We start from the raw sequence: 14880 nt of genomic DNA on the forward strand, positions 1-14880 counted from the left end.
GGGTGCGAAGGGTGCGTCGAAGGGGGCCCGGTGCCTATGGCGCGGCGTCAGCGTCGTCGTCGGCGGCGGCCTGTAGTGCTGCGAGGTCGATCTTCTTCATCCCGAACATGGCCTTCATGGCGCGGGCGGCACGCTCCTGGTCCGGATCGTTCAGCAGGTCCGCCATATCGCCCGGTGCGACCTGCCAGGACAGGCCGTATTTGTCCTTGAGCCAGCCGCAGGGGCCCTCCTCGCCGCCTTCGGAGAGCTTGGTCCAGTAGTAGTCGATCTCGTCCTGGTCGGCGCAGTTGATCAGCAGCGAGACCGCTTCGTTGAAGGCGAACTCGGGGCCGCCGTTGAGCGCGGTGTACGGCTGGCCGTCGAGCTCGAACTCCACGGTCAGTACGGTGCCGGCCGGGCGTGGGCCCGCCGCGTTGTAGTAGGTGACGTTCGTGATCTTCGAGTTCGGGAACACCGAGCAGTAGAACGCGGCGGCTTCCTTGCCCTGGGTGTCGAACCAGAGGTTGGGGGTGATCTTCGGCATTTCTTCTCCCTGTGCCGGAGGCTGGCCGGGTCCTGTGCCGGCAACGGTGGCGTGTGCTGCCTCTCCGTAGACCGTGGCACCGGCCGGGCGCTACTGCCAGGTGAAGGTTGCGTCCTGGGTGTCGATGCGCATGCCCGGGGGGACTCGCCAGGCGGCTACACACACCCGCCAGGTGCCGGATTTCCGCTCGCCGGGGTTGAGCGGTAGCGGGAGCTTGTGGCGGGAGGTGGCGGTGGCCCAGTCGATGCCGAGCGGGCCGATGAGGTGCGTCCCGAAGGTGACCGTGCCGGCCGTGACGGGTGCGCTGCCGGTGTTGAGGAAGTCGAGGGTGACTCGCTCGCACCAGCGGACGTCGGTGTCGGCGAGGCGGGGCTTGCCGATGAGGAGGCCGTCGGGGGCGTTCGGGCCGGCGGGGGTGGTGGGGAAGGGCGGCTTGGGGGAGCCGGAGGGGCTCGTGGGGTCTGAGGGGGGCGAGGGGCTTGAGGGGGCCGGGGGAGCGGGGGAAGGGGGTGAGGGGGGTGTCGGGGGCCGGGGGTGGCCGTCGGTGTCGGGCCCGGTGGGGGGTGTGGAGGGGCCGGGGCGGCCATTGGCGCTCGCTATGCCTCCGCCAGGCCTGCCAGGCCCACCAGTCCTGCCAAGCCCGCCAGGCCCACCAGTCCCGTCAGGGGTACTTCGTTGGCCCTGGCCGGCACGGCCGCCCGGGTCGCCCTGGTTTTCCAGGGGGGTCAGCTGCACGCCGTCCTGTGGCGGTATGGGGCGCGTCGGCGCGTCCTCGTCGCCGGGGCCCGCGGCGCCCAGCGCGGCATAGCCCTTTTCGGGCGTGCTGCCGCAGCCGGTGAGCAGGGCACCCAGACACAGCAAGGCCGCCGAGGCGGCGCCGAGGGTCGATGTCGTCCGTCGTCGTCGCATCGGCACAGTGTTACTGACGAAGCGTCAGGTTAATAGCCCATAGCCCATAGCCCATGGGGCGCGGGGCTCCGCGGCAGCGCTGGCGCTCCGCGGCTGTCCGCCGAGTGGCGCGGAGGCGGCACCCGTTGGCGGCGCCCGCCCCTCGGCGGACCGTTCCTCAGTCGGAGATCAGGCCCTCGCGCAGCTGTGCCAGGGTGCGGGTGAGCAGGCGGGAGACGTGCATCTGGGAGATGCCGACCTCCTCGCCGATCTGGGACTGGGTCATGTTGGCGAAGAAGCGCAGCATGATGATCTGGCGCTCACGGGCCGGGAGTTTGGCCAGCAGCGGTTTGAGGGACTCGCGGTACTCGACGCCTTCCAGGGCGCTGTCCTCGTAGCCGAGGCGGTCCGCGAGGGAGCCCTCGCCGCCGTCGTCCTCCGGGGAGGGGGAGTCGAGTGAGGAGGCCGTGTACGCGTTGCCGACGGCCAGGCCGTCGACGACGTCCTCCTCCGACACCCCGAGGCAGAGCGCCAGTTCGGGGACGGTGGGGGAGCGGTCCAGCTTCTGGGAGAGCTCGTCACTGGCCTTGGTGAGGGCGAGCCGGAGCTCCTGGAGCCGGCGCGGGACCCGTACCGACCATGAGGTGTCACGGAAGAAGCGCTTGATCTCACCGACGACGGTCGGCATCGCGAACGTCGGGAATTCCACCCCGCGTTCGCAATCGAAACGGTCGATCGCCTTGATCAGACCGATCGTTCCGACCTGGACGATGTCCTCCATCGGTTCGTTGCGGCTGCGGAAGCGGGCTGCCGCGTAGCGCACGAGCGGGAGGTTGAGTTCGATGAGTGTGTCACGGACATATGTCCGCTCCGCGCAGTCCTTGTCGAGCGAGGCCAGCCGCAGGAACAGGGAGCGGGAGAGCGTGCGGGTGTTGATGGCGTCGTCGTCGTGCATGTTGTCATGCACGTGCGGTGCGGGCGCGGGAATCGCGGAAAGCACCTTCGAGCTGCCCAGTTCTACGGACATGCCACCCCCTTGAGGTCGCGGACGGGTCGCTGCGGCATCCCGGCCCGAGGCGGACCGGGAACGTATACCTCCACCTGAATACCGGAGGCAGCGCTACGGCAAACGCGGTTCCTGCAGAATGTCACATGTCGGCAACACGCTGTAGCGCCTTGTCGACATATCTGCGCAGGTGCGCCGGGTGCCGGTAGCCCGTCCCGGTTAGGCGTCGATCCTGTTTGCGGATCGCAGACGGGCGAAGCTCCGCGACAGTAGCCGCGACACATGCATCTGCGACACCCCCAGTTCGGCACTGATCTGGGACTGCGTCAGATTGCTGTAGTAACGCAGCAGAAGGATCCGTTGCTCGCGCTCGGGCAGCTGGACGAGGAGGTGCCGTACGAGGTCACGGTGCTCGACGCCGGCCAGTTCGGGGTCCTCGTAGCCGAGGCGGTCGAGCAGGCCGGGCAGGCCGTCGCCCTCCTGGGCGGCCTCCAGAGATGTGGCGTGATATGAGCGGCCGGCCTCCAGACAGGCCAGCACCTCGTCCTCGCCGATCTTCAGGCGTTCGGCGATCTCGGCGGTGGTGGGGGTGCGTCCGTGCAGCACCGTCAGGTCCTCGGTCGCGCCGTTGACCTGGACCCACAGCTCGTGGAGGCGGCGCGGTACATGGACCGTACGGACATTGTCCCGAAAGTAGCGTTTGATCTCACCGACGACCGTGGGCATGGCGAAGGTGGGGAACTGGACTCCCCGGTCGGGGTCGAACCGGTCGATGGCGTTGATCAGGCCGATGGTGCCGACCTGGATGACGTCCTCCATCGGTTCGTTGCGGCTGCGGAAGCGTGCCGCGGCGTAGCGGACCAGCGGCAGATTGGCCTCGATCAGTGCGGCACGGACACGGGTGTGCTCGGGGGTGCCGGGCTCCAGATCCGCCAGCTCCGCGAAGAGCACCTGGGTCAGCGCCCGTGTGTCCGCGCTCCGGCTCTCGCGGGACGGAGCCTTCGGCGCAGTACGGGCCGTCACGGTCACGCCACCCTTCACAGTGCTCGCAGTGCATGGACTCGCAGTGCAGATATCCGGCAGGTGGACCTGCACCGGCGACGGGGCCGGTAGGGCAGCCGGCACCGGCGGAGGAGCCGGCGCCAGCAAAGGAGTCGGAACCGGTAAATGGTCTGGCAAAAGCGGTCATAGCATCACAATTAATGTGCACTGTGCGCAAGCACCCATAACGCCGTGTTGGTAGAGAGAGTTGGGTTGCGGGAGGGGAGTTGTGGCGGAGGCGCGCGGGGCGGCCGGAGGGTCGTACCGGCCCGGTGTATGGCTCAGCCCCCCGCCTGTGAGGCGAGGGGCTGGTGAGGAGCCGAGGGGGCGGGCGTCCCGCCGCTCAGAACTCGTAGTCGGCGATCACCCAGGTGGCGAATTCGCGCCATTGGGCGGCGGCCGCTTGGTGGGCCGGGTGCTCCAGGTAGCGCTGGAGGGCGTCCTTGTCGGCGACGGCCGAGTTGATCGCGAAGTCGTACGCGATCGGGCGGTCGGTGATGTTCCAGGCGCACTCCCAGAACGTCAGCTCGGCGATGTCGTCCTTGAGCGTTTCGAAGGCGCGGACGGCGGTCCGGACGCGCTCCTCGTCACGGGAGACGCCGTCGTTGAGCTTGAACAGGACCAGGTGGCGGATCACTGGGGCCTCCCGTACGGCGGACGATCACCGGGGCGGCCGGCGGCCGGTGCCTGCCGGCGGCCCGGACGTCCCTAGCGGATCAGCTGGGTCATGAACTCGCCGACGCCCTGAGCGGCGGACGAGATGCCCTCGAAGCCTACTTGGACCATCTGGGCGGCGCGCTGCGGGGAGGTGATGATCGTGTACAGCACGAAGACGATAAGTAGGTACAACACGATCTTCTTCGCCTGCGCCATCGTCCTGTCTCTCCCCTGTGGCAGTCCTCGCGGCAGTCGCCCGTGCGGCGGTCTCTGCGGCGCCGCCCTGTCCGCATGCGGGCGGCTGGATGCAGTCGGGCGAGTGTAACCACACGTGTTCGATCACGGGAGCCGGATGTCGGAGCATTGATCCGGACTTTATGGACCAAAGGCCCGCCAAGGGAGGCCCTTCGGCGGCCTGCTGGGGCGCGCCCCGGAGGCACCATGAGGAGGAGGCCCGGGGGATCTGGCAGGAATCCACGGGCCCCGGGACCAGGGCCCCTCTGCGGGGTCCATGCCGCGTGCTTCCCCCTGACTGCGGCGTGGACTTTGGGGTTCGGTCCTCATCGGGGGGAGCGGTGACGCCCCCCTGTACGCCGCTTCCCCCGACCGACTTCCAGCCCCGCCTCCGAGCCGACCCGACCCGGCCCAGAGGCGGGGCTTTGCCGTTCCGGGAACCCGCGGCCTCGGCGCCTCGCGGCCTTGGCACCCCGCGGCCTCGGCGCCCCGGGGATGTCACCGAGGCCGGCGCTCCACCGCCGTCCCGGACGTCAAGATCTCGGCCGGGGTGAGCGCCCCGGCCCATAATGGAGGGGATGTCTGAACCAGAGGGGGGACCCACGACATGCCCATGAACTCCACCCGGCCCCAGTCCGATTCGTCCGGTGTCACACCCGCCCGGCGGGCCCTGAAACCGCGTCGGCCGGCCGTCGTCCTGGCGCTGCTGGCCGGTCTGCTGGCGGCGGCCGTCGCCCCGGCGCAGGCCGCCGCCGTCACGTTCGAGAAGCCGGACACGACGTACACGGCTGGCGCGACGCACACGTCCGGTACGACGCACACGGCCGGCGCGGCCAACGTGGCGAACGCGGCCAACGTGGCGAACGCGGCCAACGTGGCGAACGCGGCCAACGTGGCGAACGCGGGCCAGGTGACCGACACGGCCCGTCAGGTCCACAAGGTCAAGAAGGCCAAGTGGAAGTCGAAGGACGACTCGTCCAAGAAGAAAAAGAAGGGCGGCTTCTTCAAGAAGCTCGGCATCTTCCTGATCGTGCTGCTGGTCGTCTTCCTGGTCGTCGTGATCCTGGTGATCTGGCTGATCGTCCACTTCATCCGCCGCGCACTGCGGGGCCGGCGCAACAGCTGATCCTCGCCGGCCCGAACCACGCGCTGTCCTCGGGTACTTCCCGGGGTACGGGTACTTCCCGGGGTAGGGGAAACCCCCGTGCCGGGCCACGGTTTTCCGCACTGTGCGACGGAGGCCCGCCGGATGGATCCCAGGCGCGCGGGGCGAAAGCCTGGGGTCATGAAACGGCACGGCACACGCCACTGGAAACCGCACGGCAAGCGGCGCTGCACCGCAGCTGTCCTGGGTCTGCTGCTGGGACTCGGCACGGCGACGGCAGGGGCGCCGGCAGGGGCGCCGGAGGCCGCGGCCGCCGGTTCGGCGTCCGCTGCCCCGGACGCCTCCGTCGGCCCGGTCGTCGCGGCACTTGAGAGGGCGGCCCGGCCCCTGCGGACCGTTGAGCCGCAGGGGGACGGCAGCCGCGATCTGCGTCCCGTCGGCAGCATGATCGGCGAGGCCCGGGTCGTCGGCGTCGGTGAGGCCACGCACAGCTCGCACGACTTCTTCGCCCTGAAGCACCGCCTCTTCCGGCACCTCGTCGAGGAGAAGGGGTTCCGCACCTTCGCCCTGGAGGCCAGCTGGAGCACCGGACTGCGCCTCAACGCCTATGTGCTGCACGGCACGGGCGATGTGCGGCGCATCATGAAGGACGAGTTCCAGGGCGGCTACCTGTGGTGGAACAACACCGAGTACCTGCGGCTCATCGAGTGGATGCGCGCGTACAACGTCCGCCATCCGCACGACCCGGTCCGCTTCATGGGCGACGACATGGCCTGGAGCGGGCCCGAGCTGTACGACGCGGTCACGGGCTATGTGGCCCGCGCGTACCCGGAGTTGAGCGCCCGCCTCGATGAGCTCTACCGCGGGCTGCGGCCCACCGTGGCGACGGGCACGTACCTGGATCAGTACCTGAAGAAGCCGTACGGCGAGCGCAAGGAGATGGCGGAGCGGACGGGGCGGGCCCTCCAGCTGCTGGAGTCGGTGGAGCCACGGGAGCCGGTGGAGTCACCGGAGCCGGTGGAGCGGCAGGCTGCGGGCCACGCGGGCCGCGGGGCCCGCGGGGCGTACGAGCGGGCCGTGCAGAACGCGCGGGTCATCGATCAGACCGCCCGGCAGTACGCCTATGACTTCGAGGACCCCGCGCAGGTCGCCGCGAGTATGCGCTACCGCGACGCGGCGATGGCGGCCAATGTGGTCTGGTGGCAGCGGCACACGGGCACGAAGGTGCTGCTGTCGGCGCACGGTGCCCATGTCGCCTACGAGACGCGGGACCCCGCGAACTACCCGAAGGTGCAGGGCGCGTTCCTGCGGGACAGCCTCGGCTCCGGGTACGTGAGCGTGGGCCTCACCTTCGAGCAGGGCTCGTTCAACGCCACCGGCCCGGACGGTGCCGTCCACCGGTGGGCGCTCGGCCCGGCGGGCCCCGGCAGCAACGAGCGGACCCTGGACCGGGTCCGGTACCGGGACTACGCGGTCGACCTGCGGGCCGTCGGCGCTCCGGCCCGCGGGTGGCTGGCCGCGGCCCGGCCGACGCGCAGCATCGGCACGGACTATCCGGACGGCCCGTACACGGTCGCGCTCGGCCGCAGCCACGACGTCCTCATCCACCTGCACCGCGTCGAGGCGGCGTCGTTGCGGGACCGGCCCGTCAGCAGCGCCCTGGGCCCGGTGCCGGGTCAGTAGGACGTCGAGTCGTCGCGGAGGTGGGCGAGGACGGCCAGGACGCGGCGGTTGCCGTCGGTGGGGTCGAGGTCGAGTTTGGCGAAGATGTTGCTGGCGTGTTTGACGACGGCGGCCTCGGTGACGGACAGCCGGTGGGCGATGGTCTGGTTGTTGAGGCCCTCGGCCATGAGGGCGAGGACCTCGCGTTCGCGCGGGGTGAGGCGCCGCAGGGGGTGGTCGGCGGTCTGGCGGGTGAGGAGGACCCGGACGACCTCGGGGTCGATGACGGTTTCGCCGGCCGCGATGCGGCGCAGATCGGTGAGGAATTCGGAGACCTCGCCGACGCGGTCCTTGAGGAGGTAGCCGAGCCCTCCGGTGCCCGTGCCGCCGCTGAGGAGCTGGGTGGCGTAGGCGGTGGCCACGTACTGGGACAGCACCAGGACGGCGAGTCCGGGGTGGCGGGTGCGCAGGTCGAGGGCGGCCTTCAGGCCCTGGTCGTCGTAGTCCGGGGGCATCCGGACGTCGGTGACGACGAGGTCCGGGCAGTCCTCGTCCACGGCGCGGGCCAGCGCCTCGGCGTCGCCGACCGCGGCGATGACCTCGTGGCCGCCGCGCGTGAGCAGTTCGACGAGGCCGGCCCGGAGCAGGACCGAGTCCTCGGCCAGGACTACACGGAGCACGGGACCTCCACACGCAGCTGGGTGGGACCGCCGACGGGGCTGGACAGCACGAGCCTGCCTTTCAGAATCGCTACTCGGTCGGCCAATCCTTGCAGGCCGGTGCCCGCCGCGGGATCGGCGCCTCCTGCCCCGTCGTCGGTGATGAGCAGGGTGAGGCGGCCGTCCTTGAGGGAGCCGACGACGCCGATGTGGGTGGCACCGCCGTGTTTGGTGGCGTTGGTGAGCGCCTCGGTGACGGCGAAGTAGGCCATCGTCTCCACCGGGGCGGGCAGGCGGTGCGGGAGGCCGATGTCGACGGTGACGGGGACGGGGCTGCGGGACGCGATCTCCTCGACGGCGGCGGCGAGGCCGTGGTCGGTGAGGACCTGGGGGTGGATGCCGCGGACGAGGTCGCGCAGCTGGCCGAGGGCCTGACGGGCCTCGGCGCGGGCGCGGCGGACCAGTTCGCCCGCGCCGGAGTCGCTGCCCTGGAGCTCCATCTCGGCCAGCCCCAGGGTCATGGTCAGCGCGACGAGCTGCTGTTGGGCGCCGTCGTGCAGATCGCGTTCGATACGGCGCCGCTCGGCCTCGAAGGCGTCCACCAGGCGGGCCCGGGAGCGGGTCAGCTCCACCACCCGGCTGCTGAGGTCCTCGTCGCGGGCGGCCAGCAGGAACCACGCGGTACGCGCCTGCAGCCCGGCCAGCAGCCCGCCCGCGTACGCGCACACGACCAGGCCCAGCAGGCCGACGGCCGCGGCCGGCAGGGCGGCGACGGGGCCGGAGACCGGCTCACCGGGGATCAGCATGACGGTGTCGGGAGCCACCGCCGCCACGATCACCGGTGCCGCCAGCAGCAGGCAGGAGAAGGCCAGCAGCGCCGCGAAGCCGATGCCGGTGGCGGTGAAGACCAGGCAGAACACGGCGGTGTAGCCCAGTTCGCGCCAGGTGGCGCGCTCGCGCAGCCGGCTGCGCAGCCAGTACCAGGGGCCGGTACCGGGGAGGGTGCCGTGCGGGTCGGGTACCGGTGCCGGTTCGACCAGCCGCAGCCGGCGGCGTTCCACGGCGGCGACGGGGATGCCGAGGACCGCGGCCACCGCCAGGATCAGCAGGCCGACGCCGACGACGGAGAGCACCACCCCGACGGCGATCAGGGCGTAGAGGACGAGCAGGGTGAGCGCGCCCAGCACCGTCCCGCTGAGCAGATACGCCCAGCAGCGCCAGGGCCAGGACGAGACGAGGAAGCGCAGGGGGCGGCTCCGGACCGCGTCCCATACGGCTATGCGTGGTTCCACGGCGAGGACCCTAACGTGTGGCGGGGCGGGTGGTCCGGGGTGGCGAAGTCAGGGAGAAGGTAGGGAAAACCCGACCGTGAACTCTCGACATAGGTGTCGTGACCTGCGGTGTTGCCCTGGGATGCAATGACGGGGTGAGCACCTACCGAGTCCTGGACCGATCCGCTGCGCTGCCGGTGGCCGACCGCCGCCGGTGGGACCGGCGCGGTGCCTGGGCCCTGGGCTGGCTGGCCGCCGCCGGGTGGGCGGGTGCCTTCCCGGTCGTCTCGGCACTCACCACCCACCGGACGTGGGGGCTGTGTGCCGCCGTCGGCTATGTCCTCGCCGCTGCCGCCGTGTGGTGGCTTCCGGGCCGCCGGGCGCGCGCGGCGTCGGTGGTGCTCGCACTGGCGGGTGCGGTGGTGGTACCGCTGCTGCTCCTGGTCCTCAGCGGGGCCCAGCAGTCCGAAGTGGGCGTCATCGAGCGCTCGATGACGCAGCTGCTGGCGACGGGCAGCCCCTACCTGCCCGACCCGCGGGGCCTGGCGGACTACAACCCGTACCTGCCGGGGATGGCGCTGCTCGGCCTGCCACGGGCGGTGTTCGGCGAGGGCACCTGGGTCACCGCGCTGCTCGGGGACGCCCGGGTGTGGTGCGCGGTGGTGTTCCTGGGGTGCCTGGCCGCCGGGCGTGCGGTGCTGCGGACCGCCGGCCGCAGCCCGTACGGCCTGGGGATGGCCGCGCTGATCGCCTCGCCGGTGGTGGCGCTGCCGCTGTGCGTCAGCGGGGTGGACCTGCCGCTCACCGGGGTCTGCTGTCTGGCACTGGCCTGCGCGGCGCGCGGGCGGGTGCTGGGGGCCGGGGCGGCGCTCGCGCTGGCCTGTTCCTTCAAGTGGACGGCCTGGCCCGCGCTGCCGGTCGCGCTGGCGGTGCTGGCCTGCCTGTACGGGTGGCGGGCGGCGGCCAGGTGCCTGGCGGTGGCGGGTGCGGGCGCGGCCGTACTGATCGTGCCCGGTGCGCTGCTGACCCCGGCCGCGATGGTGGAGCACGTCCTGGCCTTCCCCACCGGGCGGGGCGCGGTGCCCACCCCTGCGGGCAGCCCGCTGCCCGGGCACCTGCTGGCCGGGCTGGGCCCCGGCGGCTGGCTGGCGGCGGTGGTGCTGCTGGGCGCGGCGGCGCTGGCGGTGGCCGGCTCGCTGGTGGTGCGGCCGCCGGCCGGTGTGGTGGCCGGCGCGGACCGGCTGGCACTGGGCCTCACGGCGGCGTTCCTGCTGGCGCCGGCGGGCCGGTTCGGGTATCTGGCGCTGCCCGTCGTGCTGGTCGTCTGGTCGCGGCTGGCCGCCGGGTCGTGGGGCCGGGCACGGCCGGGGCGGGGCGTGGTACCCCCCGGTGCACAGGGTGGGGAGGGGTATAGCAGCATAGGGGGCAAAGCGGCCAGCGCTACCCATGTAGGTGGCGCAGGGGCGTGTGCCGCGGCTCTGGCCGGCGCGCGGCGCACCCCTGAGGCAGTGTCCGCCCCTGCCCGTCAGGCACCAGTTCGCCGGCCCGCCGTTCTCGGCTCCCTCCCACGGTCGTCGTGCTTGTCGCGGGTGCGTCCTGCCGCCGTCGTCGGTTCCGTACCGCAGGCCCCCGTTCACGCGGCTCAGCCGCCCCGACCGAAAGGCAACTGAGACCAGTCATGGGCTCCACCCTCGTCATCACCAACGACTTCCCGCCCCGTCAGGGAGGGATCGAGACCTTTGTCCACGCGATGGCCACGCGGATGCCGAAGGACGAGGTCGTCGTCTACACCTCGCACGAGCCCGGTGCCGCCGCGTACGACGCGACGCTGCCGTTCCCGGTCGTCCGGGACACCACCCGCATGCTGCTGCCCACCCGCCGGGCGACCCGGCGGGCCGTGGAGATCGCCCGGGCGCACGGCTGTGACCGGGTCTGGTTCGGGGCCGCGGCGCCGCTGGGGCTGATGGCGCCCGCACTGCGGCGCGCCGGGGTCCGGCGGATGGTCGCCACCACCCACGGCCACGAGATCTGGTGGGCCAAGACGCCCGGGGCGCGGCAGTTGATGCGGCGGATCGGCACGGGCGTCGACGTGGTCACGTACCTCGGGGAGTACACCCGGACGCGCATCGAGCCCGCGCTGGGGCCGCGGGGGCGGATGAGCCGGCTGGTGCCGGGGGTGGACGCCGGCGCGTTCGCCGCGGACGCGGTGGACGATGCCGCCGCCGAGGCGCTGCGCACGAAGTTCGCTCTGCACGGCAAGCGCGTGATCGTGTGTGTCTCGCGGCTGGTGGAGCGCAAGGGGCAGGACGCGCTCATCAGGGCACTGCCGCAGATCCGGAGCCGGATACCCGAGGCGGTGCTGCTGATCGTCGGTCAGGGGCCGTACGAGAAGCGGCTGCGGGAGCTGGCCCGGGAGCACGGGGTCGAGGGGGCGGTGCGCTTCGCGGGCGGGGTGCCGCACGCCGACACCCCCGCCTGCTACGCGGTGGCGGACGTCTTCGCGATGCCCTGCCGTACCCGCAAGAAGGGGCTGGAGGCCGAGGGGCTGGGGATCGTGTTCCTGGAGGCCGCGGCGAGCGGGCTGCCGGTCGTGGTCGGCGACTCGGGAGGGGCGCCGGACACCGTGCTGGACGGGCGTACGGGGCACGTCGTGGACGGGAACGAGCCGTCGGCGGTGGCCCGGGCGCTGACCGGCGTCCTCGACGACCCGGCGCGGGCCGCGGAGATGGGGGCGGAGGGCCGCCGCTGGGTGGCGCGGGAGTGGTCCTGGGACGGCTCGGCGCGCCATCTGATGCGGCTGCTCACCCCCGAGGGCGAGGGCGAACACCCCGCGCAGCGGACCGATGCGGTGTCCGCGCGCCACTGAGCAGGCCCCGGGTGCGGATTCCCCCGCCGCGCCCGGGGCCGTACGTCCTCCGGCCGCCGCTCCCGTTGTCCGGCGCCGCACCGCCCCGGCGGCCCACGCTTCGACAAGGACCTGATTCCCGTGACCATCCCGACCGACATCCGCCTGCCCGCGACCCAGCTGGCGGGCGTGTCCAAGAGCTATGAGAGCGCGTCAGGCCCGGTGCCGGTGCTGCGCGAGGTCTCGCTCGGCTTCCCGCAGGGGGCCATGACCGCCGTCATGGGCCCCTCGGGGTCGGGCAAGACCACGCTGCTGCACTGCGCCGCCGGGCTCGACCGGCCCACCGGCGGGCAGGTGCTGCTGGGCGAGACCGACCTGGGCGCGTGCGACGAGCGGGAGCTGACGCGCATCCGGCGGGACCGGATCGGGTTTGTGTTCCAGCAGTTCAATCTGCTGCCGATGCTCACCGCGTACGAGAACGTCGCACTGCCGCTGCGGCTGGGCCGCCGCGCCCCCAAGCGGGCCGTCGTCATGGAGGCGCTGCGCCAGGTGGGGCTGGAGGGCAAGGAGAAGCGGCGGCCCGCCGAGCTCTCCGGCGGGCAGCAGCAGCGGGTGGCGATCGCCCGCACGCTGGTGGCCGAGCCGGAGATCGTCTACGCGGACGAGCCGACGGGCGCGCTGGACACCGCGGCCGGCCGCCGGGTCATGGGGCTGCTGCGCCAGGCCGTGGACCGGGCGGGCCGCACGGTGGTGATGGTCACGCACGACCCGCACGCCGCGGCCTGGGCGGACCGGGTGGTCTTCCTCGTGGACGGGCGGATCGTCGGCAAGCTCGACCACCCCACCGCGGAGCAGGTCGCCGCCTACATCAGCGGCTGGGACCGGTGAGCGGGATGTGGCAGCTGTCCGTGCGTTCCGCGCGCCACTACTGGGCGCTGTTCGCGGGTGCCTTCGTCGTCCTCGCCCTGGGGGTGGCGCTGATCGGGACGACGGCCGCCGCGCTGGCCGCCACCTGGAACGCGCAGCGGCCGGCCGGCGGGCCCGCGGTCACGCTCAGGGACGGTACGGGGGCGAGCCATACCCTCTCCGCAGGTGAGGTGGACCTCGGCGGGGTGCAGAGCGTGCTGGCGATGGCCGGGGTGGTCTCGGCGTTCGTGACGGTGTTCGTGATCGCCGGGACGTTCGCGTTCGGTGTGGCGCTGCGCGGCCGGGACATGGGGCTGCTCCGGCTGGTCGGCGCGGGCGGGCCGCAGGTGCGGCGGATGGTACTGGGCGAGGCGCTGGCGGTGGCGGTGCCGGCCGCGGCCGCGGGCTGCGCGCTGGGGGCGGTGGCCGCGCCGTGGGCGGTACGGGCCCTGAACGGAACCGGGCTGACGCCCGTGGAGCTGCGGGCCGGGCCGTTGGGCGGGCCGCTGCTGTTCGCCGCGGGCAGCGGGCTGGTGATCGCCGTCCTGGGGGCGCTGGCCGCCGCCCGCCGGGCCGCCCGGGTGGGGCCCACCGCGTCGCTGCGCGAGGCCGATCTGGACGCGAAGGCGATGACCGCCGGGCGGTGGATCTCCGGGCTGGTCCTGCTGGCCGCGGGCGGGATCATGGTGGCGCTGGCGCCGAACGCGGGGCCGGAGGCGGCCACGCCGCTGGCGCTCTTCGGGCCGCTGGCGCTGACGCTGGCCGCCACGGCGTGGGGACCGCTGTATCTGCCGTTCCTGGTACGGGCGTTGACCGCGCCGCTCACCTGGTCGGGGTCGGTGTCCGGGCGGCTGGCCGGGGCGGCGGCGGGGACGGCCAAGCGGCGAACCGCCGCGCTGGTGGGGCCCGTTCTGGCGATCGTGGCCATCGTGGGCACCTTCACCTCGGTGATGGCGACCACGGGCGCCGCCGCGGCCGCCGACGAGCGGGCCCGCACCCTGGGACAGCTCGTGGTCGAACCCGCCGACGGGAGCGGGGAGCTGAGCGGGCGGGCGCTGGCCGCACTGCGCGGTGACCCCCGGGTGCGGGCCGTCTCGGCGCCCGCGCCGGTCGAACTCGCCGTGGCCGGACCGGACACGGTGTGGCGGGAGCAGGCCGCGGTGGCCGACCTGCAGGCGCTGGCCCGTACCCACCGCCTCACCGCCGTGCAGGGCGCCGTCCGGGAGCTGGCGCCCGGAACGGTCGCGGTGTCCCGGGAGTTCGCCGACTGGTACGGGTACCGCGTGGGCGGCCGGATCACGTACGGGTTCTTCGGCGGGCAGCCGGTGAGCGCGCGGGTGGTGGCGGTGCTGGACGGCGGCGCGGCGGTGCCGCATCTGCTGCTGCCGGAGGCGGAGCGCGCCCGCGCGGCGGCCCCGGAGCGGGCCACGGTGCTGCTCGCGGACCCGTCCGGCGGTGCCGGGGCGGCGGCCGGGGGACTGGCGGACGCCCTTCGTGCACAGGGCGGGCAGCCGGTCGCCGTGACCCCCACCGCCGAGTGGTACGCGGGCCGGGCCACCGAACAGGACCGGCTCAACGACCTGGTGCTGGTGGTGCTGACCGGGCCCGCCGCCGTGTATGCCCTGATCGCCGTCGCCAACACCCTGGTGATGTCGTACAGCCGGCGGGGGCGGGAGATCGCGGGGATGCGCATGCTCGGGGCCGGTGCCGGGCAGGTGCGGCGGATGGCGCTGTGGGAGGCGCTGGGCACCACCACGGTCGGGGTGGGGCTGGCGGCCGGGGTGATCGCCCTGGGTCTGGCGGCCTACCGCGCCGGGCTGCGCGTATCCTATGGAGCGATTCCGCTCAGCGTGCCGTGGGGGGCCCTGCTCGGTCTCGTCGGCGGGTGCCTGCTCGTGGCCGTATGCGTAAGTCTGACGGCTGTGCGACGCCTGCTGCGGCGCGGCACCGTCGCCGCTGTCACCGCTCGAGAGTAGCCACATGGTGGTCGGACGTACCTTCATGTCGTAATGCCGCCTATGCTGAGCAACCCTGAGAACACCACTGTGCTTTGAGGCAGGCACTTCACGAACAGGCAGGGATC

General features: G+C 72.8%; 14 protein-coding genes. 6 read left to right on the forward strand and 8 right to left on the reverse strand.

From position 1 onward, the window contains the following. Window positions 1-34: 34 nt before the first annotated feature. The 6 genes from AZE13_RS10830 to AZE13_RS36820 form a co-directional block, all read right to left on the reverse strand. The gene (locus tag AZE13_RS10830; protein WP_066929434.1) at window positions 35-523 is read right to left on the reverse strand and encodes a VOC family protein; all 489 of its coding nucleotides are present in this window, start codon (window positions 521-523) and stop codon (window positions 35-37) included. A 90-nt stretch (window positions 524-613) separates the two neighbouring features. Then, window positions 614-1432, reverse strand: a complete 819-nt coding sequence (locus AZE13_RS36815) for a hypothetical protein (RefSeq protein ID WP_181690307.1) — start codon at window positions 1430-1432, stop codon at window positions 614-616. Between the two features lie 157 nt (window positions 1433-1589). Continuing rightward, on the reverse strand, window positions 1590-2438 hold the full coding sequence (locus tag AZE13_RS10835) for an RNA polymerase sigma factor SigF (RefSeq protein WP_066929435.1): 849 nt from the start codon (window positions 2436-2438) through the stop codon (window positions 1590-1592). A gap of 198 nt (window positions 2439-2636) precedes the next feature. Beyond that, window positions 2637-3446, reverse strand: a complete 810-nt coding sequence (locus AZE13_RS10840) for an RNA polymerase sigma factor SigF (RefSeq protein WP_066929614.1) — start codon at window positions 3444-3446, stop codon at window positions 2637-2639. A 355-nt stretch (window positions 3447-3801) separates the two neighbouring features. Next, window positions 3802-4095 (reverse strand): Dabb family protein, encoded by a 294-nt coding sequence (locus AZE13_RS10845; RefSeq protein WP_066929437.1) that lies wholly within the window; start codon window positions 4093-4095, stop codon window positions 3802-3804. Window positions 4096-4166: 71 nt separating this feature from the next. Beyond that, window positions 4167-4331, reverse strand: coding sequence for a hypothetical protein (locus AZE13_RS36820; RefSeq protein WP_181690308.1), 165 nt, complete (start codon window positions 4329-4331; stop codon window positions 4167-4169). 631 nt (window positions 4332-4962) lie between these two features. On the opposite strand from AZE13_RS36820, the gene AZE13_RS33920 reads away from it, so the two are divergent. Then, window positions 4963-5475: a hypothetical protein gene (locus AZE13_RS33920; RefSeq protein ID WP_258527706.1), complete on the forward strand. Its 513-nt coding sequence runs from the start codon at window positions 4963-4965 to the stop codon at window positions 5473-5475. A gap of 159 nt (window positions 5476-5634) precedes the next feature. Then, window positions 5635-7137, forward strand: a complete 1503-nt coding sequence (locus tag AZE13_RS10855; protein ID WP_066929441.1) for an erythromycin esterase family protein — start codon at window positions 5635-5637, stop codon at window positions 7135-7137. On the opposite strand, the gene AZE13_RS10860 is transcribed toward AZE13_RS10855, so the two are convergent. Continuing rightward, window positions 7131-7796, reverse strand: a complete 666-nt coding sequence (locus AZE13_RS10860; RefSeq protein ID WP_066929443.1) for a response regulator transcription factor — start codon at window positions 7794-7796, stop codon at window positions 7131-7133. The genes AZE13_RS10855 and AZE13_RS10860 overlap by 7 nt on opposite strands. Continuing rightward, a complete protein-coding gene (locus AZE13_RS10865) occupies window positions 7784-9067 on the reverse strand; it encodes a sensor histidine kinase (RefSeq protein WP_066929445.1) in 1284 nt (427 codons plus the stop codon). The genes AZE13_RS10860 and AZE13_RS10865 overlap by 13 nt, the downstream gene beginning before the upstream one ends. Before the next feature lie 134 nt (window positions 9068-9201). On the opposite strand from AZE13_RS10865, the gene AZE13_RS10870 reads away from it, so the two are divergent. From AZE13_RS10870 to AZE13_RS10885, 4 genes are all read left to right on the forward strand, one after another. Continuing rightward, window positions 9202-10716 (forward strand): glycosyltransferase 87 family protein, encoded by a 1515-nt coding sequence (locus AZE13_RS10870; RefSeq protein WP_066929447.1) that lies wholly within the window; start codon window positions 9202-9204, stop codon window positions 10714-10716. 8 nt (window positions 10717-10724) lie between these two features. Then, window positions 10725-11912: a glycosyltransferase family 4 protein gene (locus tag AZE13_RS10875; RefSeq protein ID WP_066929450.1), complete on the forward strand. Its 1188-nt coding sequence runs from the start codon at window positions 10725-10727 to the stop codon at window positions 11910-11912. A gap of 120 nt (window positions 11913-12032) precedes the next feature. Continuing rightward, complete coding sequence (locus AZE13_RS10880) at window positions 12033-12779, forward strand: ABC transporter ATP-binding protein (RefSeq protein WP_066929452.1); 747 nt, start codon at window positions 12033-12035, stop codon at window positions 12777-12779. Window positions 12780-12784: 5 nt separating this feature from the next. Next, complete coding sequence (locus AZE13_RS10885; RefSeq protein ID WP_066929457.1) at window positions 12785-14773, forward strand: FtsX-like permease family protein; 1989 nt, start codon at window positions 12785-12787, stop codon at window positions 14771-14773. Window positions 14774-14880: the final 107 nt, after the last annotated feature.

Source organism: Streptomyces sp. NBRC 110611 (assembly GCF_001590865.1).
GTDB lineage: Bacteria > Actinomycetota > Actinomycetes > Streptomycetales > Streptomycetaceae > Streptomyces.